The organism is Brachybacterium netajii (SeqCode) (assembly GCF_054114245.1).
Genome location: NZ_JBSYXB010000001.1, coordinates 736,938 through 761,027 on the forward strand (window position 1 = coordinate 736,938; position 24,090 = coordinate 761,027).

Sequence of the window (24,090 nt, forward strand, 5' to 3'; positions counted from 1 at the left end):
TCGCACCGGCGGGCCCGGACCCGTCGGCAGGTCCGGACCCGTCGGCAGGTCCGGACCCGCCGGCGGGCTCAGGCCCGCGACCTCCACAGCAGCCAGACGAAGTAGGGCGCGCCGATGAGCGAGACCATGAGGCCCGCGGGGACCTGCGAGGGGGCGATGAGGGTGCGGCCGAGGGCGTCGGCGAGGCCGACGAGCACGCCGCCCAGCAGCATCGCCACGGGGATCGCGCGCAGGTGGCGTCCGCCGACGAGGGCGCGCGCGAGGTGCGGCGCGACCAGGCCGACGAAGCCGACGACGCCCACGGCGATCACGCTGATCGCCGAGAGCACCGCGGCGATGCCGAGCACGAGCACGCGGGTCCGCTCGAGGCGGACGCCGAGGATCCGCGGGGAGTCCTCGTCGATCGCCAGGAGGTCGAGCTCGCGGTGCAGCGCCATCAGCAGCGGCGCGGCGATGACCAGCACGATCAGCACCGGGATCACGTCGGTCAGACGCCTGCCGTAGGTGGTGCCCGACAGCCAGGTCATGATGCTGGGGGTGTCCCAGGCGTTCGCCTGCAGCAGCAGGAACGAGGTCAGGGCGCTCATCCCGTAGCCGACGCCGATGCCGACCAGCACGAAGCGCTCGGGCGCGAGCCCGCCCCGCCAGGCCAGCAGGCCGATGAGGGCGAAGGTGGCGATGCCGGCGAGCACCGCGCACACGATCATCAGCGGACGGTTCGCCCCCACGAGCGTCACGATGACGACGGCGCCGAGGCCCGCGCCCGCGGTGATGCCCAGCAGGCCGGGCTCCGCGAGCGGGTTGCGGACGGTGGACTGCACGATGCAGCCCGCGAGCGCGAGGGCCGCGCCGGCGAGGATCGCCGCGGTCGTGCGCGGGAGCCGTTCGCCGAGGGCACGGCCGACGAGGCGGGGCGCCTCTCCCTGGATCCACAGCGCGATGTCCCCGGTGCGCAGCCACATGCTGCCGGAGAGCAGTCCCAGCAGGGCGATCCCCGCGAGGGCCGCGGCGCTGAGCGCGAGGACGATCAGGAAGCGGCGGCGGGTGCGCAGGCCGGTACGGGCCTGCGGCGGCTGCTTCGCGGGACCGGAGTCCGGGAGCCGGCGGGCCATGAGGATGATGACGAGCGCGCCGAGCATGGCGGTGGGGATGCCGGTGGGCACGGCGGTCGCGCCGCGGGGGCCGAGGATCGCGCGCACGGTCGCGTCGGCGAGGAGCACGACGAGCGCGCCGATCAGGCCCGAGGCGGGGATCAGCAGCGCATGGCGGTGCAGGGGCCGCACGAGGCCGCCGAGGAGCCGGGCGAGCACGGGCGCGCCGAGGCCGACGAAGGCGATGGGGCCGGCGACGGTGACGGCGGTCGAGGTCAGCAGGACGGCCGCGAGCACGGCGACGACGCGGGTGGAGCGCACGGGCACGCCGAGGCTCGAGGCGGCGTCGTCGCCGAGGCCCAGCACGTCGAGCCGGCGCGAGAGCACCAGCGCCACGAGGATCACGACGACGATCACCGGCAGCGCCCGCAGCGAGGCGGTGATGTTCAGCTGCGCGAGGGAGCCGCTGCCCCAGGCGTACAGGCCCGTGGTCTCCGCCTCGAAGAGGATCAGGAGCATGGAGCTGCCGGACTGCAGCGCCATGGCGACGGCGGAGCCGGCGAGGATCAGCCGCGTCGTCGAGGAGCCCGCCCCGCCCGACAGCGCCAGCACGATCCCGGCGGCGAGCAGGCCGCCGAGGAAGGCGACGCCGCTGGAGGCCCACAGCGGCACCGCGATGTTGAACGCGGCGACCAGGCACAGCGCGAAGTAGGAGCCCGCCGTCACGGCGAGGGTGTCGGGGCTCGCCAGGGCGTTGCGGGAGACGGACTGCAGCAGCGCGCCCGCGCTGCCGAGCGCGACGCCCACGGCGACGCCCGCGAGCAGACGCGGCAGGCGGGAGGCCGCGACGATGTCGGAGATCGCGACGCCGCCGACGGTGCCGTCGGCCCCCGCGAGATACGCCAGCAGGTCCTGCAGGCCGACGCCCGAGGTGCCCTGGGTCAGATGCCAGGCCCCGACCACGACGACGGCGAGGGCCAGCAGGATCAGCGTCGCGATCCCGCCGACGAGGCCCCCGGCCCCCACCCGCAGCGTCTCGCGGACGCCGCGGGCGGGCGCGGCGGCGCCGTCGGGCCGACCGCCATCGGGCCGACCGCCATCGGGCTGCCGGTCGTCGGGCTGCCGGTCGCGCAGGTCCCCAGGAGCGACGGTCACGGGGCGGTCAGGATGTCGACGTAGGCGTCGATGGCCTGCTCGGAGGAGCGGGGACCGCCGAAGGTCCAGATGCCCGCGGGGAAGCCGTAGGCGCGGCCCTCCTCGACGGCGGGGAGGGAGGTCCACACGTCGTTCTTCTCGAGCTCGGTGACGTAGTTCCCCTCGGGATCGTCGGTCGAGGTGTAGATCAGGTTCGCGGAGCCGACGGCGGTGAGTCCCTCGATGTCGGTCTGGCCGAGGCCGTAGGTCGGATCGGTCTCCTCGGTCCACACGCAGGTCAGGCCCAGCTCCTCACCGAGGGCGGAGAACAGCGCGCCCTCGCCGAAGGGGCGGATGGAGACGTTGCCGCCGTCGACCCAGCCGTCGAAGTAGACGAAGTCGGTGGTGGCGAGATCGGCGTCGGCGACCTGCTGGGTCGCCTCGGCGACATGCGCATCGAACTCGTCGAGCACGACCTGCGCGCGCTCGGCGCGGCCGGTGGCGTCGCCGATGAGCGTGAACAGGCCCTTCATGGTGCCGATCGGGTCGGAGGCGTCGGCGCCGATGGTCGCGAGGACCGGCACGTCCAGCGCCTCCAGCTGCTCGATCACCGGATCGTCCTCCCCGGTGACCTCGACGATGATCAGATCGGGGTCCGCGGCGGCGAGGGCATCCATGCTCGGCTCGCCGCGGGAGCCGACGTCGGTCGTGCCCTCGGGCAGGACCTCGGCGCTGTCCCAGGTGCTGAAGCCCTCGACGTCGGCGACGGCGACGGGTGCGATGCACAGCGTCAGCAGGTCCTCGGTCTGCTGCCACTCGAGCACGGCGACGCGCTCGGCGGGCTTCTCGAGGGTGACGGTGCGGCCGAGGTCGTCGGTGAGGGTGACCGGATCCGTGGAGGTGGTCGTGGTGTCCTCGGCGCAGGACGCGCTGATCGCGTCGGCCGCGGCGGTGCCGGACGCGGCGGTCTCATCGACCTCGGTGGTGCCGCAGGCGGCGAGGGCGGCGGACGCCGCGAGCGCGGTGAGGGCGGCGAGGGCGGTGACGCCGGCGCGAGCGCGGCGGGGACGACGGATCATGGGTTCTCCTGGGGATGGGCGTCGGGCCGAGGAACGGGCCCGACGGGGAAGGGAGCGGCGGGGACGGGAACGGCTGTGACGGGGACGGCGGGGACGGCGGGCTCAGACCGCCGACGCGGCGGCGCGCAGGTCGCGGCCGGCGCGCTGGTCGCTGCCGGCGCGCTGGTCGCGAGGGGTGCGCAGGTCGCGGGCGCCGTGGCGTCCGCGGACCTCGATCCGCAGCCGCCCGCTGAACGGGTCGACCTCGGCGTCGATGGGGATGTCGTAGACCGCGCTGAGGTTCTCCGAGGTGAGCACCTCGAGGGCGGTGCCGGCGGCGTGGACGCGGCCGGAGCGCAGCAGGATCACCTGGTCGGCGATGCGGGCCGCATGATCGAGGTCGTGCAGGACGATGCCGACGGCCGTGCCGTGCAGCTCGGCGAGGTCCCGCACGAGGTCGAGGGTCTCGATCTGGTAGCGCAGGTCGAGGTGGTTCGTCGGCTCGTCGAGGAGCACGATGCCGGTGTCCTGCGCGAGGCAGGAGGCGAGCCAGACGCGCTGCATCTCACCGCCCGAGAGCTCGCCGACGCCGCGGCCCGCGAAGGGGGCGATGCCGGTGAGCTCCATGGCGTGGTCGATCGCGGCGCGGTCGGCGTCGGCGAGGCCGGAGAAGCGGCGGCGGTGCGGATGGCGTCCGAAGGCGACGACGTCCCGCACGGACAGGCCCTGCGGGCTGGTCCGGGACTGCGAGAACAGCGTGAGGGCGCGGGCGAGGTCCTTCGCGCTGAGGAGCGCGGCGCTGCGCAGGCCAGGCTCCCCGCCCTGGCCGTCGGCGATGCGCACCTCGCCCTTGGCGAGCGGGTGCAGCCGCGCGAGGGAGCGCAGCACCGTGGACTTGCCGCTGCCGTTGGGGCCGAGCAGGGCGGTGACCGTACCGGGCGAGAGCGCGAGCGAGACGCCGTGGACGACCGGCGTGCGGCCGTAGCGCAGGTGGAGGTCCTCCCCGGTCAGGGCCGGGCCGTTCGCGGCCGCGCGCGGCCCGGAGACGGAGGCTGCGCGGGCGGCGACGTCGTCGTCGGGGACGTCAGGGTCGATAGGCACGAGGGGAAGCCTAGCCTTACCTGATTGCGCGCGTCGATGCTGATGTGATGTCGAGATCACTCCGTCACCGGAGTGCGGCAGGGACCGACGGCCCACCGGCCGGTCCGCCCGAATGCGGAACGGCTCAGGTCCGTTGGAGCGGATCGCCCGCCGGGCTGTCCTGGACCCGCGCGACCTCGGCAGGCGTCGCGCTGCAGGTGTCGCTCCACTCGTCCGGCACCTCGCCGTAGCCGCCCGCGTAGCTGAGGTCGCCGCCCTCGGTCGCGAAGACCTCGCCGGTGCTCTCGAGGACGACGTGGCGCGCGCCGTCCTCGAGAGCGACCCCGATCGCGTCGGGGAAGAGGATGCCTGTCGTCATCTCCTGGTCGAGGAAGGTGCAGCCCTCGTCGTCGATGACGAGGGTGCCGCTCACCTCGGCGCTGTCGCCGACGCCGCCCTCCCACGCGAAGGTGGGGACGTCGAACACCGTCGAGCCGCCCGGCGGCTGCCAGGCGCAGCCCGTGGCGAGGAGAGCGAACGCTAGGCCGGCGAGGGCGCGGCGACGCGGTCGGGGAAGGACGAGCACCATGGCGATCTCCTCGCGCGGATGAGCAGGCGGGCGTGAGCCCTCGTCGCGATTGTCAAGCATCCGCCGCCCCCCCCTGCAACCGGAGCGCGCCCTCGGTCGACGGGCCTCGCCGTCCCGTCGGCCCGGGTTTCCGCCCTCAGCCCTGCTGCTCGGAGTTCGCCGGCGCGACGGCCTCGGCGGGCTCGTCGGCCGCCTCGGTCCCGGTGACCCGGCCGAGCCGGTCCATCACGTGGTAGATCACGAGCGCCGCGACGGTGCCCAGCGTGATGCCGGTCAGGGTGATGCCGTCGAAGGTCCAGGTCACGTTCGCGATGCCGACGACGAGGGCGACGCCCGCGGTGATCTGGTTCTTGGGCCGGGAGAAGTCGACGCGGGCGTCGACCCACATGCGCACGCCGACGATGCCGATCAGGCCGTAGAGCACGAAGGTCACCCCGCCGAGGACGCCCGGCGGGATCGTGAAGATCGCCTCGCCGACCTTCGGCGAGAGCGAGAGCAGCACCGCGACGATGCCGGCGACCCAGTAGGCGGCGGTCGAGTAGACGCGGGTGGCGCTCATGACGCCGATGTTCTCGCCGTAGGTGGTGGTCGGGGAGCCGCCGAAGCCGGCCGAGAGCATCGTGGCGAGACCGTCGGAGGCGAGGGTGCGGCCGACCATGTGGTCGAGGTTGCGCCCCGTCATGAGGCCGACGCTCGAGACGTGGCCGACGTTCTCGGCCAGCAGCACGACGACGACCGGGAGGAACATCGGCAGCAGGCCGAGGGAGAACTCGGGGTGGTGGAACTGGGGCAGGCCGAGCCAGTCGGCCTCCTTGACGCCGGTGAAGTCGACCTCGCCGCGGATCACCGCGAAGACGTAGCCGACGATCACGCCGAGCAGCACCGAGATCCGCCCGAGCAGGCCCTTGAACAGTGCCGTGCACAGCACCACCGCGACCAGCGTGACCACGGCGGTGACCGCGGACTCCTGGAAGTTCGCGTACGCGGTGGGGGCGAGGTTGAAGCCGATCAGCGCGACGATCGAACCCATCACGACCGGCGGCATGAGCGCCCCGATCCAGGCGGTCCCGACGCGCGTGACCAGCAGGCCCAGCAGTGCGAGCAGGGCGCCGGTGACCATGACTCCGCCGAGCGCCGCGCCCATCGAGTCCGAGGCGGTCGCCGCGGTGATCGGGGCGATGAACGCGAAGGAGGAGCCGAGGTAGCTGGGCACCCTGTTGCGCGTGATCGTGAGGAACAGCAGGGTGCCGATGCCGGAGAACAGCAGCGTCGTGGAGGGCGGGAAGCCCGTCAGCAGCGGCACCAGGAAGGTCGCGCCGAACATGGCGACGACGTGCTGGGCGCCGATGCCGATCGTCACGGGCCAGGCGAGGCGCTCCTCGGGCAAAACGATGGCATCGGGGGCGACGGTGCGGCCGTTGCCGTGCAGGGACCAGACGGGCATGGCTCTCCCAGGGGATCAGCGGGGGTGGGACGGGCCGCGGACAGCTTCGGGGCGCGGCGCCGAGGGCAGAATACCGCGCAGGAAACCGGCCCCGAGGACCGGGAGGTCCCGCGCGCGAGGCGGATCTCAGAGCAGGTGCGCTCGGTTCTCAGCGCGGGCGCACTCGGTTCTCGGCGCAGGCGCGACCGTCGGCCGAACCCCAGAACCTCAGCGGCCGGGGAAGGTCTTCTTGCGGGAGCGCTCGGCGGTGACGTCGGGGACGCGCTCGAGGAGGGAGGCGCGGCCGCCGTCGCGGGAGCGGAAGTCGGCGAACATCTGCGCGAGGTCGGGGGCGCCGAACTCGTCGCGGACGGGCGCGGGGACCGTCAGCATGAGCGCGGCGGCGATGCCGATCGCGAGCGCCGCTCCCCCGGTCACGAGACCCGCGCCGTAGCCGGTGGCGAGGGAGTTCACGATGATCGCGAGGAAGCCGACGACGATCAGCACGAGCGCCGAGACGACGCCCGAGGCGCGGGCCCGGTCCGCCGGACGGTTCAGCAGCGCCGTCCGCGCCGACAGCGACACGATCCCGAAGACCGCGCAGACGAGCGCGTCCAGCAGGTGCAGCACGGGGCCGCCCGGGGAGATCCCGGTGGTGCCGGCGACCGCGGCGAGCAGGTGCCAGAGCACCGCGGCCGCATGCATGACGGCGCTGAACTCGAAGGCCCGCACGGTGTAGACCAGCCAGTCGGGGCGGGCGAAGGAGATCGGCATCGTCCGCACGAAGGAGCGGGAGATCATCAGCCCGAAGGCCGCGAACAGGAACGGCAGGTACACGAAGCCGGTCGCGAAGCTCATCGGGGCCGCGAACTGCAGGCGGAGCGTGTTGTCGGCGAGGCCCGCGATCACGAGGCCGGCGACGGCGCCCGCCGAGAACACGAACCAGTAGCGGTCCCGGCGCAGCGAGGACGCGATGACGAGCGTCAGCAGCACCATCGAGATGAGGGTGTTGGCCAGCGTCATCATCGAATAGCCCCAGCCGGTGGTGAACACGCGCCCGACGATCATCACGAGTGCGAGCAGCAGCGCGGCCGCCGCGGCGATCCCCACCCCGGCGAGCGCCGCGCGGGCGCGCCCGCGGGCGACCTTCGTGGGCAGGTAGCCCTCGTGGGCGCGCGGCTCCATGCCGACGATCGCTCCGAGCAGCAGCAGGGGCACGCCGATGCCGATGCCGACGGGCGGCCCCTCGGGCAGGGACGCGAACAGCACGGGCAGCGAGGCGACGAGGTCCGCGCCCATGACGATCAGCGCGGCCGCGAGCGCCGGCAGCAGGCCGACGATGCGGATCGCCCGCACCGCGCCCAGCGGCGGCTTCTTCGGGATCCAGCGCAGCAGATGCACGACGACGAGCGCACCCAGCGAGATGCCGATGGAGGTCTTCGTCAGCGAGCTGAGCAGCGGCAGGTCGCCGAGGGTGAAGGTCGTCGTCAGCGCGGAGACCAGGCAGATCAGGGCGAGCACGTCCCGCAGGGCGTCGAACACGCCGAGCTCGCGGAAGCGGTCCGGCAGCACGATCCCGCCGATGGTCCCCTCGACGCGGTCGGGCTCGTTGGGGGTGGTCCCGGAGCGGGCGTAGGTCGAGGGCGAGGGCGCGCTCGGCGCTCCCGCCGCGGATGCTGCGGCCCCGTCGGCGCTATCGGCACCGCCTGCACCGCCTGCCCCGTCGGCTCCACCGTCCGCGCCGTCGGCAGCACCGTCGCCGACGATCGGGATCGCGCCGGTGTCGGCGTCGGGCTCCGCGGCGGGGGCGCCGAGCGGGCTCGGGACGACCACGCTGTACGGGGAGATCGCATCGCGCGAGCGGACCGGCCGGGCGGGGCTCCGCCCGGCACTGGCGCCGTTCCCCGCACCGGCTCCGCGGGCGGCGTCGGCACCGTCTCCGCGGGCGGCGTCGGGCGCGCCGGCGGCGAGCGCCTCGGGATCGATGTCGGAGAGGTCGACGGTCTCGTTGTCCCCCTGCGGCAGGGCCGGGGAGGTGCGGTGCGCGAGCAGCGGCGCGGCGTAGCGGTCGAACTCGGCGCGGGAGGGCAGACGCTCGGTCGGGAGGCTGCGCGGGTCGTCGGTGGCGAAGATCCAGTCCGCGTCCTGCGGCCCGTCGTCACGTCGATCCCTGTTCATCAGCCCTCACTCCCTGGTTCTGCGAGGGCGACCGGAGGATGGATCCCCGGGCCGGATCCCCGGACCGCCGTCCTGCCCGGTTCCGATCATAGGGACGTCGTCGGCGCGTTCCCCGGGCGACGCGCCGCGGACATCCGCGCTCCGTGGCTCACACGCCGTGCCTCGCACGCCCCGCCTCGCCCTCGACGGCCGACGCCGCGCCCCGCTCCCGTCGGCCGGTCACAGGTGCAGGCGCTTGGCGAGCTCGTGGCGGACCACGCCGCCGAGGGACAGGCGCTGCGCGGACAGCGCGACCAGGCACAGCGCGCCGCAGACCACGGACGGCAGCGGCACGGCGACCCAGCCCAGCGCGAGGAACCCCAGCGGCACGAGGCCCAGCAGGACGATCAGCCCGCTGTAGACGATGTGCTCGCCGACCTCGATCCGCATCGCCCGCACCAGCACGATCAGCGCGATCAGCGAGGAGGAGCACAGGATCGGGATCGCGAAGTCGACCGACCAGCCGGTCCAGCCCAGCAGATAGTCCCAGGCCGTGGCGACCAGTCCGACGAGCACCACGAGGTAGAGCGTCGACTTGGCGATGTTGCGGCGCTTGCGCACGGCCGCGAGCACCACCAGCCACAGCGACATGATCGCGAGCCACACGGTGCGTCCGACGCCGAGGCCGACGGGCTCGGGGCCGAGCAGCAGCTGCACCGCGAAGGACACCAGCACCATGCCGACGGAGACGAGCATCAGCGTCCGCACCAAGCGGCGTCGGGAGTAGCGCAGCGGCACCGCGGGGAACGGACTCGCCGCCGCCGGGGCGGGCTCGGCGGCAGGGTCGGCAGCGTCGGCGGCGGGGACGACGGCAGGGACGGTGATGGCGGCGCCGCACAGCGGGCAGGTCCGCCAGTCCCCCTCGATGCGCACTCCGCAGTCGGCGCACGACGGCAGGCCCGGGGTCTCCTCTGCGGTCGCGCCGACGTCCGCGGTCCCGCTCATGCCGCCGCCCCCCTGCCCGGACTCGGCACCGGGATCGGCCCCGGGATCGCGGCCGGAGCCGGAATCGGAGCCGACGTCGGCGTCGGCGTCGGAGCCGGTGCCGGTGCCGGTGCCGCAGAGCTCCTCCTCAGTGACCCGTCCGGCGGCGAGCGACACGTCGACGCCCGCGGAGGTCAGCACCCGCGCGAACTCCCGCACGTGATCGGTCTCGACGAAGGGCGAGGTGAAGGTGACGGTCAGCAGACCGCCGTGGGAGATCGCGCAGAACTGCGGGCGCACGGCGGACACCGAGAAGACCAGGCGCCGCACCTGCGCGTCGACGTCCTCCGGCAGGGCGGTGCGCCCGAGGTTGGAGACGGCGACGCTGAGCCCGCGGTTGCTCAACCCGTTGATCGCCCGCAGGAGCACGTCCTTCATCGGGCGCGGGACCACGCGCAGCAGCGGATGGCGCTCGAAGCGGAGGAAGCCGCGGACCCGCTCCTCGAGGGCGGCGGGGTCGGCCTCGGCGCGGAAGGCGCGCTCGAGAGAACGGGCGACCTCGCCGACGCTCTCAGGCTCCCCCGCCGCCGGATACACGTGCTCGACACGGGTCGTGGCGAAGAAGTTCCGGGCCGACGTCGACGGGAAGTACTGGCGCAGGTTCACCGGCACCGAGGCGGTCAGCCGCAGCCCCTCCTCCCCCGCGCGGCCCGCACGCCCCGCCGTTGCCGGGGCAGCCGTGCGTCGGATCGCCTCGAAGAAGACCGCCGTGAGGTACATCGTCATCGCCGTCCCCTCGGAGCGGGCGAGGGCGAGCACCTGGTCCACGGGCATGGTCAGCTCGACGGCGCGCATGCGCCCGTCCGGGGTGCGGGTGCCGCGGACCCGGTGAGCACGGCGCCTCGCGATCGCGGGCTCGCGTCGCGCCGACGTCGGCGTCGACGTCGACGTCGGTGCCGATGCCCCGCCCGATGCGGCGCCGAGGCGGCCGACGGGCCCGCCCGGCGGCTGCCCCGCGGCGAGGGTCTCCCCCGCGGCGATCTCCTGCGCGAAGTCCGCGGGCACGGCGCCGCGCCCGGCGCGCCGTCGTCGGCGGAAGTAGTGGGCGAAGGAGTCCGCGGCGAGCTCGTGCGTCGGCGGGGCCGCGGCATCGCAGTCGCCGGAGCGCCGCAGACGCAGGTACTGCGCGACGAGGTCGTCGAGGAACCACAGCGCACCGGTGCCGTCGGAGAGCGCGTGGAAGACCTCGAGGGAGATCCGTCGACGGTGATGCACCACGCGGAACAGGAGGGTGCGCCGGTCCGCCTGGTAGATCGGCGCGCAGGGGGCCTCGGACTCGGGGGCGACCTGCGGCACCAGATCGCTGTCCTGCAGGTAGTACCAGAACACGCCGCGCCGCAGCACCGCCCGGTACAGGGGGAACCGGGCGAAGGTCGCCTCCAGGGCCGCCTGCAGGAGGACCGGGTCGACGTCGTGGTCGAGCTCGGCGCCGAGCCGGAACACCTTCGGATCGGCGTCGCTGCGCGCGGCCAGCAGCATCGTCGAGGCGTTGTCGAGCCGCACCCAGCGGCGTCGGATCCAGGGCCGACGGACCGGGCCGCGCTGCGTCCGGCCTCGGCGGGGCCAGCGCAGGCGCATCAGCGCAGGTCCTCGTCGAGGAACGCACCGATCTGCTCGTAGGCCTCGCGCAGCGAGCGCGAGAACCGCGGCAGGGTGATGAAGCCGTGCAGCGCCCCCTCCACGCGGTGCGAGCGGGCGTCGTTGCCGGCGGCGGCGAGGGCGGCCGCATAGGCCTCGCCCTCGTCGCACAGCAGGTCCAGCTCGGCCGTGATCACGAGGGTGCGGGGCTGGGAGGAGAGGTCCTCGGCCATGAGGGGCGCGACCCGCGGATCCTGCCTGTCCTCCGGGTCCGGGACGTAGAGCTGCATGTAGTCCTGGACCTCGGTGCTGGTCAGACGGTAGTCCGCCCCGTGACGGCGGACCGAGGCGTAGGGCGAGGTCCGCCAGTCGTGGTCCCAGTACGTGACGGGATACAGCAGGATCTGGCGCGAGGGGACGCGCGCGCCCCGGTCCCGCAGCAGCAGGGAGACGACGGCGGCGAGGTTGCCCCCGGCGGAGTCGCCCACCAGCACGATCCGGTCGGGATCGGTCACGCCGGCGATCGCCGGATCCTCCAGCAGCCGGTGCGCGATCCGGTAGCAGTCCTCGAGGCCCGCGGGGAACGGATGCTCGGGCGCGAGCCGGTAGTCGACCGACACCACCTCGGCGCCGGTCACCTCCGCCATCGCCGCGCAGGCCGGGGTGTAGCTCTCGATGTCGCCGGTGACCCAGCCGCCGCCGTGGAAGAACAGCAGCAGGTCCTCGCGCCGCCGCTCGGGCGGCGAGAACACGCGCACCGGGATGTTGCTGGTCTCCTCGGCCTCGACGGTCCGCCAGGAGGCGGAGCGGTAGCGGGGGCGCTGGATCGCCGCCAGCTGCCGCTGCGTCCGACGGACCCGCGCATAGTCCTCGAGCATGTTGACCCTCGGCGCGGCGAACAGCCGCAGCACCGCCCTCATCAGCGGGTTCATGGGCCGACGGGGCAGGCGGAGGCAGGGGCTCGCATCGCTCCAGCATAGGGTCCGCGGGCGGCCCGGCCGGTGGGCCGTCCGCGCCCGTGCGACGGCCGACGACGGACCGCTCAGCGGGCGGTCGGGAGCATGCGGGCGCGGGCGTCGTCGGAGTCGACGACCTCCTTGCCGAAGGGGAAGCAGGTGACCGGGATCAGCTTGATGTTCGCCCAGGCCAGCGGGATGCCGATGATCGTGACGGCCTGCGCGAGCGCGGTGCCGATGTGGCCGAGGGCCAGCCACCAGCCGGCGATGAGGAACCAGATGACGTTCCCGACCGCGCCGACGGCGCCGGTGCGGCCCGTGTCCACGACCTCGCGGCCGAAGGGCCAGATCACGAACCAGGCGATCCGGAAGGACGCGATGCCGAAGGGGATCGTGACGATGAAGATGCAGGCCAGGAGCCCGGCGAGCAGGTAGCCGAGGAAGAGGGCCCAGCCGGCGGTGAGCAGCCAGATGATGTTCAGGATGAGGGCGATGAGCGAGCGCATGCCGTCACCCTAGGCACCCGTCCGGACGCGGGCCAGGGGGACAGCCCCCGCTGCGGGACCCGGCTCGCCCACCGGGCCCGCTCTCGGCCTGCCTGTCGGCCCGCCCGTCGGCCGGATCCGCCGAGCATCACGTCCCGCGCGCGGGACCGGCGGCGGCGCGCCGACTACCCTGGGACCCATGCCTGCTCCCGAGATCGCGCTGACCCAGCGCTTCCAGTCCGCCTTCGTCACCGCCTTCGGGCCCGAGTACGCCGACGCGGACCCGATCATCCGCCCCTCGCAGTTCGCGGACTTCCAGTGCAACGCCGCGATGGGACTCGCGAAGCGCCTGGGTCGGAAGCCCCGGGACATCGCCGCCGAGATCCTCGCGGCCGTCGAGCTCGACGACATCGCCGAGCCGCTCGAGGTCGCCGGGCCGGGCTTCCTGAACATCCGCCTGCGCACCGAGTGGATCGCCGCGCAGACCGCCGAGCTGGCCGGCCCCGACGCCGCCCTCGGCGTCGTGCCCGCCGCCGACCCCGAGACCGTCGTCATCGACTACTCGGCGCCCAACGTCGCCAAGGAGATGCACGTCGGCCACCTGCGCACGACGGTCGTCGGCGACGCCCTCGCGCGCACGCTCGAGAAGCTCGGCCGCACGGTCGTGCGGCAGAACCACATCGGCGACTGGGGCACCCCCTTCGGCATGCTCATCGAGCACCTGCTGGAGGTCGGCGAGGACAGCGCCGAGGCGGACCTGCTGAAGTCCGACCCCAACGCGTTCTACCAGGCCGCGCGCGCGAAGTTCGACGCCGCCGAGGCCGCCGGCCCCGCCGCCGCTCCTGAGGGATCCGACTTCGCCTCCCGCGCCCGTCGGCGCGTGGCGACCCTGCAGTCCGGCGACGCCGAGTCCCTGCGGATCTGGACCAACCTGGTGGGGCTCTCGAAGCTGTACTTCCACCGCATCTACGACATGCTCGACGTGACCCTCACGGACGCCGACCTCGCCGGCGAGTCGACCTACAACGACCAGCTCGAGGCCGTGTGCGCGGACCTCGAGGCCGCCGGCATCGCCCGCCTCTCCGACGGCGCCCTGTGCGTCTTCCCCGAGGGCTTCATCGGCCGCGACGAGCAGCCGCTGCCGCTGATCATCCGCAAGTCCGACGGCGGCTACGGCTACGCCACGACGGACCTCGCGGCGATCCGCCATCGCGTCCGCGACCTGCAGGCCGACCGCGTCGCCTATGTCGTCGGCACCGCGCAGGAGCTGCACTTCCAGATGGTCTTCTCGACCGCGGCGGAGGCCGGCTGGCTGCCCGCGGAGGTCGCCGCGACCCACGTCAAGATCGGCTCCGTGCTCGGCGAGGACGGCAAGATCCTGCGCACCCGCTCCGGCTCCTCCCTGCGCCTCATGGCGCTGCTCGAGGAGGCCGTCGCCAAGGCCCGCACCGTCATCGACGAGCTGCGCCCCGACCTCTCCGAGGAGGAGCGCGCCTCGATCGCCCACGACATCGGCATCGGCGGCGTGAAGTACGCGGACCTCTCGACCGCGCACGACTCCGACTACACCTTCGACCTCGACCGGATGCTCGCCCTCACCGGCAACACCGCCCCGTACCTCCAGTACGCGGTCGCCCGCATCCGCTCCATCCGTCGCAAGGCCGAGGCGCAGGGCATCGCCGCCGCCGACGCCCCCCGCGTCGAGAACGACGCCGAGCGCGCCCTCGCCCTGCAACTGCTGGACTTCGCGCCCACCCTCGAGATCGTCGGCGCGCAGTACGAGCCGCACCGCCTGTGCGCCTACCTCTTCGCCCTCGCGCAGGCCTTCACCGGCTTCTACGAGGCCTCGCCGATCCTCAAGGAGGCCGACGAGGAGGTCCGCGCCGGACGTCTCGCGCTCGCCGCCCTCACCGAGCAGGTCCTCGTCGAGGGCCTCGACGCCCTCGGGGTCCGCGCGCCGCAGCAGATGTGAGCCGACAGCCGACGAGCCCGCCCGTCGGCGCTCGTCGGCCGCCGCCGACGGTCCTCCCGGCGCCCGTGATGTGGTCCCGCAGATGCGGGGCCCGCCGCGGGCGCCGGCCGTCCTTCCGGCCGTCTGCGCCGCATCCGGCGGCATCTGTGAGCCAGGTCGCCGGGTTTCCGACATGCAGGTCACACCCGTCGAAGACGTTACGGAACCGTGCCCGCTCCAGGCCCGCCTCGGCCTGTCGCACCCGTCGGCGCCTCCCTAGCCTGGAGGTGTGCCTTCGTCCCGGACCGTCCACACCACCCTCTGGGTGGCCTACGCCCTGACCGCCCTCATCCATGTGGGGGCGATCGTCGGCGGCGCGGACCTGCTCCGGAACAGCAGCCAGACCCTCTTCGCCCCGCTGCTGCTGGGGATCCTCCTGACCGCCGCGCCGCGGATCACCCGCAGCGTGGCCCTGCTGTCCGCGGGCCTGGTCTGCTCGTTCATCGGCGACACCGCCGGGCAGATCACCGGCGCCAACGGGGCCCAGGCGGTCACCGTGCTCAGCTTCCTGGTGACCCTCGCCTGCTACGCGGCGGCAATGCTCCCGGTCTGGCTCCGCCGCCGCGACCCGATGCGGATGGCCCTCGCGATCCCCTACGGGGCGGTCGTCATCGGGCTCTTCGTCGCCTGCCGCGACGGCGCCGCGGGGATGCTCCCGCTCGTCGCCCTGTACGCCGTGGTGCTCGCATCCGCGGCCTTCCTCGCCGCCGGCATCAACACGCTGACCTGGACGGGCGGGACCCTGTTCCTGCTCTCGAGCTCGGTGCTGGCGATCGAGTGGTTCCTGCCCGGCGCCGCCCTGTCCTTCAGCGCGCTGCTGGTCATGATCACCTACGTCTCGGCGCAGGCGCTGCTGATCGCCGGGATGGTGCGCGCCATGCCCCGGCACCGCTGGAGCGCGCACCGGCCGGTCTCCTCCCTCGTCATCGTCGAGGGCTGAACCGGCGCGGAGCGGCGTCGGCGCGGCCTGCGGTCAGCCGCGCAGGCGGGCGGCGATGAAGTCGGCCTGCTCGCGGTGCAGACGGTCCATGTCCTCGCCGCGGCGGACCATCAGCTGCAGGCCCAGCCGGCCGCTCACCTCGCGGTAGGAGAGGTCGACGCCGTGCTCCTCGAGCTGCAGCTTCGCGACGCGGACGTCGGAGAGGAACAGGTCCTTCAGGCCGACGCTCAGGTGCACCGGCGGCAGACCATCGAAGGTCGCGTTCAGCGGGGAGAGCTCGGGGTCGTCGAGCGGAGTGCGCCCCGCGTAGATCTTCGCGGCGTCGCGCAGCAGCCGACGCTCGTGCACCGGATCGCTCTGGCCGGTCTCGGTGATGCCGGCGTTGGCGAGCTCGAGGTCGAGCCACGGGGAGGTCGCGATGACGCCCGCGGGCACCGGCGCGCCCTCGCGGCCCTGGAGCCGGCGCGCGACGGAGAAGGCCGCCCCGCCGCCGGAGTGCTGGCCGCTGAGGATCCAGGGCGTCCCGTCGAGCAGTCCCTGCTCGACGAGGGCCGCGATCACGGCCTCGGTGTCGTCGATGGCGATCGGGTGCACATGGTCGGGGGCGGTGCGGTAGTCCACCAGCAGGCCCGCGCAGCCGTAGGCGTCGACCTGCCGGGACAGCCACGCCCAGTCGCTCGCATAGGGTCCCGAGACATAGGCGCCGCCGTGCAGGTGCACGATGATGCCCTCCGAGGCCCGATGCCGATCCAGCCAGACGCTGCGGGTGCGCCCGAGCATCTCGCCTTCGACCGCATGGGCCTTGAGGACGCCCGACGGCGGCAGCGGGCGGCGCGCCTCGCGCAGCGCCTGATGCGTCAGCACCGAGGGGATCGGGATCCTGCTCACGGTCCGCGCTCCCACTACCACGGCGTCCCGGATCCGTCCCATGATCTCCTCCATCCTGCGGCCCGCGGGCCGCGTCGTCCTGACCGGTCCAGCCTAACGAACCCCAGCACCGGATAGCCTGCGAGCATGACGACGAATGCGACCGGCCCCCTCCTGGTGCTCGCGGCGATGCCCGAGGAGGCCGCCCCGATCCTCTCCCGCCTGGAGAGCCCCACGGACCTGCCCGTCCCCTTCCAGCGCGGGGTCTCCGCGGTGCGCGGGACCCTCGCCGGCACGGACGCGGTCGTCGTCACCACCGGCATCGGCGTCGCCGCCGCGACCGCCGCGGCGACCTGGGCGATCCTCGAGGTCGCCCCGAGGGCAGCGGTCTCCGCCGGCTCCTGCGGCGGCCTCGCGGCCGACGTCGAGGTCGGCACCCTGATCGTCGGCGAGTCCTTCACCTGGTCCATCGCCGACGCCACCGCCTTCGGCTACGCGCCCGGCCAGGTCCCCGGCGGCCCCGAGCGCCATCTCGCCGACGCCGCCCTCACCGCCCAGGCCGAGGCCGCCGCCACGGCGACCGCCGGCGGCGCGAGCAGCGCGGACGCCGCCGGCAGCACGGGCGCTGCCGATGCCACGGGCGGAGCCGGCGGCGCGCAGGGAGCGGGGGCGCGGCGCGGGCTGATGCTCTCGGGCGACGCCTTCGTGACCTCCGAGCTCGCCGACCCGATGCGCGAGCGCTTCCCGGCGGCCCTGTCCGCGGACATGGAGACGACCGCGATCGCCCGCACCGCCGAGGTCCTCGGCGTGCCCTTCACGGCGCTGCGTGCCGTCTCGGACCTGTGCGGGCCCGCCGCCGGCCAGCAGTTCCACCTCGAGCTCGACCTCGTCGCCGAGACCTCCGCCCGCGCCGTCGAGGAGCTCGCCCGCTCCCTCGCCGGCTGACGGCGCGTCATCGGCTGACGGGGCGGGCCGCCGGCCGTCGGCGCGTGTCAGCGGGCGGCGACGGAGTAGATCTCGGTGCCGTCGACGAAGGCCCGCAGGTTGCGCGTGACCCGCTCGTCGGCCCCGACCGGACGCCCGCCCGCGGCATGCGGGGTGACCACCAGGTTCGGCGCTCCCCACAGCGGGTCGTCGGCCGGAAGCGGCTCCGGGTCCGTGACGTCGAGGGCGGCGCCGCCGAGGGTGCCGGCTTCGAGCGCCGCGCGCAGTGCGGTCTGGTCGACGGTCGCGCCGCGGCCGACGTTCACCAGCAGCGCATGGTCCGGCAGCGCCGCGAGGACCTCGGCGCCGACGATCCCGCGGGTCGCATCGGTCGCCGGGAGGATGTTGATCAGCACGTCCGTCGTCGGGAGCGCCGCGCGCACCTCCGACTCGGCGATCACGGGGAAGCCGCTGCGCTCCCCCGCGCTGCGGGCGACGCCGCGCACGGTCGCGCCCAGCCCCTGCAGGACCGGGGCGAGCATCTGCCCGATCTGCCCGAAGCCCCAGATCAGCACCTCGGCGCCGATCAGCGTCGTCAGACGGCCTTCCGGATGCAGGGGCTGCAGACCGCCGAGCTCCGAGGACCACTCGCGGCGCTCCTGCGCCTCGAGCACCTCGGGGATCCGACGGACGAGCGTCAGCAGCAGCGCCGTCGTGTGCTCCGTGACCGTCGCCGAGTGCAGACCCGCACCGTTCGCGATGACCACGTCATCCGCGAAGCCCGCGGCGAGGATCGCCTCCACCCCGGCCGACAAGGACTGCACGAACCGCAGTCGCGGCAGGTCGGAGGCGGCGGAGGCGAGATGACGACGGGACGGGCCCCACAGCACGAGGACGTCGGCGTCATGGTGCTCGGCGGGGATCTCGGCGCGGGCGTCGACGACCGCGGACTCCCACCCCTCGGGCAGCTCGGGGGCGAGGGCGATGGTGTCGGGGAGGAGGATCTTCATTCCTCCAGGCTACGACCCGTCCGACGAGCCCGCTGGGGCGTCCGTCGGCCCAGCCGGGCGTCCGTCGGACCGACGGGGCGGACAGACGGGGGTCGAGCGTTCACCGTCCGGTCGATGCGCACGACGATGCGGTCGGATAGCCTGCGCGCATGCTTCCCGGCTCCGGATCCCCTGCCAAGAGCCTCGCCCGAGCACTGGTCGGCGCCGCCCGGATCACCCGGTCGGTCACCCGCGCGACCCGGGCCCGCGTGCGGCGCACCGCGATCACCCGTCCGCTCTCGACCGGCGGATTCCTCGGCGCCGCGGCGACCGGGTGGATCTCCACCTCCCCCAGCCTGCTCCCGCGCACCGCGTGGATGTGGTCCCTGAACATCGGCCTCTCGCAGATCTACGGCTACACGACCGGCGTGGTCGCCGAGAAGCTCGCCCTGCGCGGCGCCCGCGCGATCGGCCTCCGGCTCGACATCGCCGAGGACCATCGCGACCGCGCCCGCCTCGTCGGCGCCGCCGCCCTGATCGGGATCTCCGCCTACTCGTGGGTGCGCGGCGTCCTCCGCCAGCGCGAGATCAGCCATCTCGTGCAGCAGAAGCCCAAGAACCTCGCCACCCATGTCGTCGGCACCGCCGGCGGCTTCTCCGCCTCCCTCGCCGCACTGGTCGTGGTGCGCGGGGTCCGCGCCACGGCGTCTATGTACCGGGCGCTGCTGCGGCCCTACCTGCCCACCCGCACCGTCGGCATCGTCTCCCTCGCCCTGACGGCGGCGACCGTCGCGATCGTCCTCGACCGGCTCCTGCGCGGGCGCGTCCTCGAGCAGATGATCGAGCGGGCCGAGGCCGCGAACCGGCGCATATCGCCCGACGTGCCCCGGCCCGCCTCCCCGCTGCGCTCCGGCAGCCCCGCCTCCCACGAGTCCTGGACGTCGCTCGGCGCGCCCGGCCGCAAGATCGTCTCCGGCGGCGCCACGGCCGACGTCATCGCCGAGACCGTCGAGCATCCGGCGATGGAGCCGATCCGCGTCTACGCCGGGAAGTCCACCTCCCGCACCCTCGAGGAGACCGTCGAGGCCGTCATCGCCGAGCTCGACCGCACCGGCGCCTGGGACCGCGGGACGCTCGTGCTCTTCACCGGCACCGGCACCGGCTGGCTCCAGGAATGGTCGCTATCGGCGATCGAGTTCCTCACCGGCGGCGACTGCGCGACCGCCTCCCTGCAGTACTCGGTCTACACCTCCGGGCTCAGCTACGTCCTGGACCGTCGGACCCCGCAGGAGGCCGGGCGCCTCTTGTTCGCCGCCGTCCGACGACGCCTCGACGCCCTCCCCCGCGACCGCCGCCCCCGCTTCTTCGTCGCCGGCGAGTCCCTCGGCTCCTTCGGCGGCCAGGCCGCCTTCCGCGACGTCCCCGAGATGCTCCGCAAGGTCGACGGCGCCGTCTGGACCGGCACCCCCTCGTTCACGCCCCTGTGGAAGCACCTCGCCGAGCACGCCCGCCCCGGCTCACCCGCCGTCGCCCCCGTCTTCGCCGACGGCGAGCACATTCGCGTGGTCACCCGTCCCCGCAACCTCGAGCGCAACTACTGGGGCGGCCTCTACACCGACTGGACCTCGCCCCGCATCGTCTACGCCCAGCACCCCTCCGACCCCGTCGTCTGGTGGCAGCCCTCCCTGCTCTGGGAGGAGCCCGCCTGGCTCCGCGAGCGCTCCGGCCACGACGTCAGCCGCTCGGTCCGCTGGTTCCCCTGGATCAGCTTCTGGCAGATCGCCTCCGACATGCCCCTCTCCGTCAAGTCCCCCGGCGGGCACGGCCACAGCTACCACCAGGAGATGGTCCCCATCTGGGCCGCCGTCCTCGAGCAGGACGGCGGCCCCCGCGGCGAGACCCTCGACCCCCACGCCCGACGACGCCGCCACCAGGCCATCATCCGCGCGATCCGCGAGCACAGCGGGGTGTGAGGGGGCGAGGGGCTGGCGGGCGGGCGGGCGCGGCTGGACGGCTCGGCTCGGCTCGCCTGGCCTCTCCTCAGCTCGCCTGGCCTCGGCTCGGCTCAGGTCAGTTCAGCTCGGCTCGGCTCAGCTCGGCTCAGCTCGGCTCAGCTCGGCTCGGCTCAGCTCGGCTCGGCTCACGCCAGCCGCCGAGTGTCCACCAGCACCACTTATTAAGCGCTTCATCAGGTCACTCATGCCCACTCGACGAAAGCGGGCCACCCTCGTGCGGAGCGCGGACCTCCCGATGACCTCAGAAGGGCCCAAGAGGCAGCCCGGAGACTCCCACAGCTCCCGAGCACGCCCGCCGCGCCTCCCTCCCGCCGAGTGTCCATCAGCTACAGGTTTTAAGCGCTTAATCAGATCGCTCATGCCCACTGGGCGCGCTGCAGCACAAGCTTTCGAGCCCCATGCCGCTTCCCCCGGGGCATCGTGCCCGAATCACCAGGGCATCACGTCCGAACTTGCGGGGCGTCAGGGCGTCAGGGCGTCAGGGAGTCGGGGTCAGTGCGTCAAGGCGTCAAGGCGTCAGGGAGCCGGGGCATCGAGGTCCGGGCGTCAGGGCGTCGAGGTCAGGGAGTCGGGCCGGTGGCGGCGGGGCGCGAGGGGTCTGCGCTCCACTGGGACCATGAGCCGGGGAACAGGCGCACCTTCGTGAAGCCCGCATGCTCGAGGGCGAGGACGTCGTGGCTGGCGGTGACGCCGGAGCCGCAGTAGACGATGACCTCGCGATCGACGTCGGCCCCTGCTGCGGCGAAGCGGTCGCGCAGCTGCTCCGGGGAGAGGAAACGTCCGTCGGCATCGAGGTTCCCGGCGTAGGGGAGGTTCACGGCACCGGGGATGTGTCCGGCGCGCGGGTCGACGGGCTCGGTGTCCCCGTTGTAGCGAGCGGCGGCGCGCGCGTCGATGATCAGCGGCGAGGCTGAGCCGCTCGCGGCAGTCGAAGCCGCGGCAGCCGATGTCGCAGACGCCGATGTCGCGGACGCCGAGGCCGAGGCCGCGGACGCGGACGCGGACGCGGACGCCGAGGCGACGTCGTCGATCGTCACGATGACGTCGGAGGACCACTCCCGCGCACGGACGTTCCCCGGGGCGGGCGCCGGGTCAGGCTCTCCGGTCTCGAGAGCGCCCGGGGCGCTGGTGGTGTCGGAGGCCGCGTTCCGCCCATCGGTCCGTCCAGCGGTCCAGGCCGTGAGGCCGCCGGAGAGGAGCGCGGCGTCGTGGCCGAGGGCGCGGAGCATCCAGACGAGGCGTCCGGCGGGGCCGCCGTCGGAGTCATCGTAGGCGACGATCCGGTCGCCCTCGTCGATGCCCGCGCGGCGGAGGCTCACGGCGAAGTCGTCCGGGGAGGGCAGCGGATGGCGTCCGGCCTCGGGCCGGGCGGGGGCGGCGAGCTCGGTGTCGAGGTCGATGTAGACGGCGCCCGGAAGATGCCCGGCCAGGTAGGTGTCACGGCCCTTGGAGCCGTCGAGCGCCCAGCGCACGTCGAGCAGGCGGAGCGGTCGGAGCGGGTGGGAGGCGACGGGGGCCGCGATCAGCGCGGACAGCTGATCGACGTCGATGATCGGAGGCAGAGCGTCGGAGGTCGGCATGCGCTCAGCGTACGGCGCACCGACCGGCGAAGAGAGCGGCTCGCGCCGGTCGCGCCGCAGAACGACGGAAGGGCGCGGAACGACGGAAGGGCGCAGAGCCGAGTGCGGTGGGAGGGCCGCTCGCGCTCAGAGGCGCGTCATGCGGATGTCGACGCGGACCAGGCGATGGTCGGAGGTGGGGAAGGGGTGGACGCCGGTGAGCTCGCTGCCGGGCTGCCCGGAGGCAGGCCAGTAGACGCCGGAGCTGACGTGGTGGAGGTCCTTCGAGGGGAGGACGTAGTCGACGCGGAGGTTGCCCGGGCCGCCGTCCTCGGCGAAGTCTGCGGTGTCGTAGCGGGGGTCGGTCGTGTGCTCGGCGTTGATGCCGCCCTGGGTCGTCGCCGCCTCGGCACCGCCCTCGCTGGCCGGCTTCGTGTCGCGGATGCGCGGATGACGGGTGAGCTGGGTGATCGCGCCGGGCCAGGAGTCGCCGTCGGCCGGGTCGGAGTTCATATCACCCATGACGACGAAGGAGGCACCGGATTCGAGGCCGCCGCCGGTGCCTTCGTCGTCGACGATCCATGACGCGCTGCCGCCGCCGGTGATGTAGTCCGCCCACAGGCGGATCTCGTCGTAGTTGCGGCGCTTGTTGCGCTTCTCGTCGCCGTCGAAGCCGGGCGGGGTGGGGTGCGCGGCGAGGACGTGGACGGTGTCGTTGCCGAGCTGGACGGGCACGTCCCAATGGGACTTGGAGCTCAGGCGGAGCTTCGCGGCGATCTCCGCGCCGTAGTGCTCGACGGGCAGGAGGCTGCTGGGCATCGCCGACCACAGGAGCTTCTGGAAGGTGCGCACCTGCTCGGTGAGGATCGGGTAGCGGGAGAGGACCACCATCCCGTACTGGCCGGGGAAGTCGCCGTAGCCCCAGGCGTCGTCGGGGCCCGAGGCGGAGCCGTCGCCGTTGAGGTCCAGTCCGCTCTGGACGCCGGTGTTCACGGGCGCCGAGTACGAGTACGGGTAGTAGACCGGGGTGCAGCCGCTCTGCCCGACCTGCAGGTACTTGCTGCGGAAGAGCTCGAGCGCTTCGCCGTCGTCGTCGTGGTCGAACTCGTTGAGCAGCAGGACGTCGGGATTGTTGATCTGGATGACCTGCGCGATCGCCTTCGCCTGGGTGTTGGTGCCGTTCTTCAGGTCGGCGATCAGCCCGCCCTCGGTCGCCCTGTTCAGCGCGGCGTTGTAGGTCGCGAAGCGGACGTTCGCGCCCCGGGCCCCGAAGGCCTCCGCCGCGGCGGGCTGCTCGATCCCCCTGAGCACGGGGATCCCGAGGGTCGCGGCTGCGGCGGCGGTGAGTGCTCCACGTCGGCTGATCGTCGAAGGCATGGCATCCATTGTGCACGCCTCCGGGGGCACCCGCCAGGACGTCCGACGGCGTGTGGACCGCCGCGGCGCCGACGACGGGAGGAGAGGAGATGGGAGGGGGCGTGCGCGCAGCGAAGCGGGAGCGCGTCCCGCGCGCGGGATCGACGCCGGACGACGGGAAGGATCCGAGTGGCTGTCTCTTCCATCGATCTGGAGTACCCGTTCACGGGCAGATGGCTCGTGCAGAACAGCCCCGCCGACCGCGTGCCCAGCCACGGCACGGCGCTGCTCGCCACCTCCTGCGCCATCGACTTCGTTCCCACCGATGACGCCGGACGCACCGCGCCCATCACGTTCAGCACGTTCATGCGCCCCGAACCTGCGGAGAGGTTCCCGGGCTTCGGACGCGTGCTCCTGTCACCTGTCGAGGGCATCGTCGTCGCCGCGCACGACACCGAACCCGACCATCCCGCGCACCGCGGACTACCGTCCCTCGGCTACGCCCTCACCCAGCGGCGGCGGCTTCGGGCCGGGTGGACCGCCCTGGCCGGGAACCATGTGCTCATCGAGTCCCGAGGCATCGTGGTCGCCCTCTGCCATCTCCGACGAGGCAGCCTGCACGTCCGGACGGGACAGCACGTTCAGCGAGGCGGCGTGCTCGCGCAGTGCGGGAACTCCGGCAACAGCACCGAGCCGCACGTTCACATCCAGGCGATGACCGCACTCGCCGTCGAGCACGCCGCAGCAGTGCCCCTCACCTTCCGGGGAGCCCTCCCGCGCAACGGGGAGGTCATCGACGTCGGCGAGTAGCGACGTCCACCGTCGCGCTCGACC

The 24,090-nt window shown here is 73.6% G+C and carries 18 protein-coding genes; 5 read left to right on the plus strand and 13 right to left on the minus strand.

Translation table 11 applies throughout. From position 1 onward, the window contains the following. Positions 1-68: 68 nt before the first annotated feature. The 9 genes from ACXET9_RS03260 to ACXET9_RS03300 form a co-directional block, all read right to left on the minus strand. Complete coding sequence (locus ACXET9_RS03260) at positions 69-2,117, minus strand: iron ABC transporter permease (RefSeq protein WP_457884986.1); 2,049 nt, start codon at positions 2,115-2,117, stop codon at positions 69-71. 125 nt (positions 2,118-2,242) lie between these two features. Next, positions 2,243-3,304, minus strand: a complete 1,062-nt coding sequence (locus ACXET9_RS03265; protein ID WP_457884778.1) for an iron-siderophore ABC transporter substrate-binding protein — start codon at positions 3,302-3,304, stop codon at positions 2,243-2,245. A gap of 102 nt (positions 3,305-3,406) precedes the next feature. Next, on the minus strand, positions 3,407-4,378 hold the full coding sequence (locus ACXET9_RS03270) for an ABC transporter ATP-binding protein (protein ID WP_457884988.1): 972 nt from the start codon (positions 4,376-4,378) through the stop codon (positions 3,407-3,409). Between the two features lie 130 nt (positions 4,379-4,508). Next, positions 4,509-4,952, minus strand: a complete 444-nt coding sequence (locus tag ACXET9_RS03275; RefSeq protein ID WP_457884780.1) for a hypothetical protein — start codon at positions 4,950-4,952, stop codon at positions 4,509-4,511. Positions 4,953-5,088: 136 nt separating this feature from the next. After that, positions 5,089-6,396, minus strand: a complete 1,308-nt coding sequence (locus ACXET9_RS03280) for a uracil-xanthine permease family protein (RefSeq protein ID WP_457884782.1) — start codon at positions 6,394-6,396, stop codon at positions 5,089-5,091. A 207-nt stretch (positions 6,397-6,603) separates the two neighbouring features. After that, entirely contained in the window at positions 6,604-8,553 is a 1,950-nt protein-coding gene (locus ACXET9_RS03285) for a DUF7937 domain-containing protein (protein WP_457884784.1), read from the minus strand. 219 nt (positions 8,554-8,772) lie between these two features. Further along, positions 8,773-11,154 carry a DUF6320 domain-containing protein gene (locus ACXET9_RS03290; RefSeq protein ID WP_457884785.1) on the minus strand — a complete coding sequence of 794 codons (2,382 nt, stop codon included), beginning with the start codon at positions 11,152-11,154 and terminating at the stop codon, positions 8,773-8,775. Beyond that, complete coding sequence (locus ACXET9_RS03295; protein WP_457884787.1) at positions 11,154-12,086, minus strand: alpha/beta hydrolase; 933 nt, start codon at positions 12,084-12,086, stop codon at positions 11,154-11,156. Before ACXET9_RS03295 ends, ACXET9_RS03290 begins: the two co-directional genes overlap by 1 nt. Positions 12,087-12,196: 110 nt before the next feature. Then, positions 12,197-12,616, minus strand: coding sequence for a YccF domain-containing protein (locus tag ACXET9_RS03300; RefSeq protein WP_457884789.1), 420 nt, complete (start codon positions 12,614-12,616; stop codon positions 12,197-12,199). A gap of 178 nt (positions 12,617-12,794) precedes the next feature. Between ACXET9_RS03300 and argS the strand changes: the two genes are divergently transcribed. Together argS and ACXET9_RS03310 are read left to right on the plus strand one after the other, a co-directional pair. Continuing rightward, entirely contained in the window at positions 12,795-14,567 is a 1,773-nt protein-coding gene (argS, locus tag ACXET9_RS03305) for an arginine--tRNA ligase (protein WP_457884791.1), read from the plus strand. A 268-nt stretch (positions 14,568-14,835) separates the two neighbouring features. Further along, entirely contained in the window at positions 14,836-15,546 is a 711-nt protein-coding gene (locus ACXET9_RS03310; protein ID WP_457884793.1) for a lysoplasmalogenase family protein, read from the plus strand. A 33-nt stretch (positions 15,547-15,579) separates the two neighbouring features. Here ACXET9_RS03310 and ACXET9_RS03315 read toward each other — a convergent pair whose 3' ends face one another. Further along, positions 15,580-16,434, minus strand: coding sequence for an alpha/beta hydrolase fold domain-containing protein (locus tag ACXET9_RS03315; protein ID WP_457884794.1), 855 nt, complete (start codon positions 16,432-16,434; stop codon positions 15,580-15,582). 126 nt (positions 16,435-16,560) lie between these two features. On the opposite strand from ACXET9_RS03315, the gene ACXET9_RS03320 reads away from it, so the two are divergent. Further along, the gene (locus ACXET9_RS03320; RefSeq protein WP_457884796.1) at positions 16,561-17,358 is read left to right on the plus strand and encodes a 5'-methylthioadenosine/S-adenosylhomocysteine nucleosidase family protein; all 798 of its coding nucleotides are present in this window, start codon (positions 16,561-16,563) and stop codon (positions 17,356-17,358) included. Between the two features lie 47 nt (positions 17,359-17,405). On the opposite strand, the gene ACXET9_RS03325 is transcribed toward ACXET9_RS03320, so the two are convergent. After that, entirely contained in the window at positions 17,406-18,347 is a 942-nt protein-coding gene (locus ACXET9_RS03325; protein ID WP_457884798.1) for a phosphoglycerate dehydrogenase, read from the minus strand. A 149-nt stretch (positions 18,348-18,496) separates the two neighbouring features. Between ACXET9_RS03325 and ACXET9_RS03330 the strand changes: the two genes are divergently transcribed. After that, positions 18,497-20,299, plus strand: a complete 1,803-nt coding sequence (locus tag ACXET9_RS03330) for an alpha/beta hydrolase (RefSeq protein WP_457884800.1) — start codon at positions 18,497-18,499, stop codon at positions 20,297-20,299. A 602-nt stretch (positions 20,300-20,901) separates the two neighbouring features. On the opposite strand, the gene ACXET9_RS03335 is transcribed toward ACXET9_RS03330, so the two are convergent. Together ACXET9_RS03335 and ACXET9_RS03340 are read right to left on the minus strand one after the other, a co-directional pair. Continuing rightward, positions 20,902-21,921 carry a sulfurtransferase gene (locus ACXET9_RS03335; protein ID WP_457884801.1) on the minus strand — a complete coding sequence of 340 codons (1,020 nt, stop codon included), beginning with the start codon at positions 21,919-21,921 and terminating at the stop codon, positions 20,902-20,904. 126 nt (positions 21,922-22,047) lie between these two features. Further along, on the minus strand, positions 22,048-23,277 hold the full coding sequence (locus ACXET9_RS03340) for an endonuclease/exonuclease/phosphatase family protein (protein ID WP_457884803.1): 1,230 nt from the start codon (positions 23,275-23,277) through the stop codon (positions 22,048-22,050). 168 nt (positions 23,278-23,445) lie between these two features. Here ACXET9_RS03340 and ACXET9_RS03345 point away from each other — a divergent pair, with 168 nt between their 5' ends. Further along, positions 23,446-24,066: a M23 family metallopeptidase gene (locus ACXET9_RS03345; RefSeq protein ID WP_457884805.1), complete on the plus strand. Its 621-nt coding sequence runs from the start codon at positions 23,446-23,448 to the stop codon at positions 24,064-24,066. Positions 24,067-24,090 lie beyond the last annotated feature (24 nt).

Coding starts and splice junctions, on each gene's coding strand:
- ACXET9_RS03295 (WP_457884787.1), bottom strand. CDS start 12,086: ATGAACCCGCTGATGAGGGCGGTGCTGCGGCTGTTCGCCGCGCCGAGG.
- ACXET9_RS03290 (WP_457884785.1), bottom strand. CDS start 11,154: ATGCGCCTGCGCTGGCCCCGCCGAGGCCGGACGCAGCGCGGCCCGGTC.
- ACXET9_RS03325 (WP_457884798.1), bottom strand. CDS start 18,347: ATGAAGATCCTCCTCCCCGACACCATCGCCCTCGCCCCCGAGCTGCCC.
- ACXET9_RS03320 (WP_457884796.1), top strand. CDS start 16,561: ATGACGACGAATGCGACCGGCCCCCTCCTGGTGCTCGCGGCGATGCCC.
- ACXET9_RS03285 (WP_457884784.1), bottom strand. CDS start 8,553: ATGAACAGGGATCGACGTGACGACGGGCCGCAGGACGCGGACTGGATC.
- ACXET9_RS03335 (WP_457884801.1), bottom strand. CDS start 21,921: ATGCCGACCTCCGACGCTCTGCCTCCGATCATCGACGTCGATCAGCTG.
- ACXET9_RS03300 (WP_457884789.1), bottom strand. CDS start 12,616: ATGCGCTCGCTCATCGCCCTCATCCTGAACATCATCTGGCTGCTCACC.
- ACXET9_RS03280 (WP_457884782.1), bottom strand. CDS start 6,396: ATGCCCGTCTGGTCCCTGCACGGCAACGGCCGCACCGTCGCCCCCGAT.
- ACXET9_RS03340 (WP_457884803.1), bottom strand. CDS start 23,277: ATGCCTTCGACGATCAGCCGACGTGGAGCACTCACCGCCGCCGCAGCC.
- ACXET9_RS03330 (WP_457884800.1), top strand. CDS start 18,497: ATGCTTCCCGGCTCCGGATCCCCTGCCAAGAGCCTCGCCCGAGCACTG.
- argS (WP_457884791.1), top strand. CDS start 12,795: ATGCCTGCTCCCGAGATCGCGCTGACCCAGCGCTTCCAGTCCGCCTTC.
- ACXET9_RS03275 (WP_457884780.1), bottom strand. CDS start 4,952: ATGGTGCTCGTCCTTCCCCGACCGCGTCGCCGCGCCCTCGCCGGCCTA.
- ACXET9_RS03265 (WP_457884778.1), bottom strand. CDS start 3,304: ATGATCCGTCGTCCCCGCCGCGCTCGCGCCGGCGTCACCGCCCTCGCC.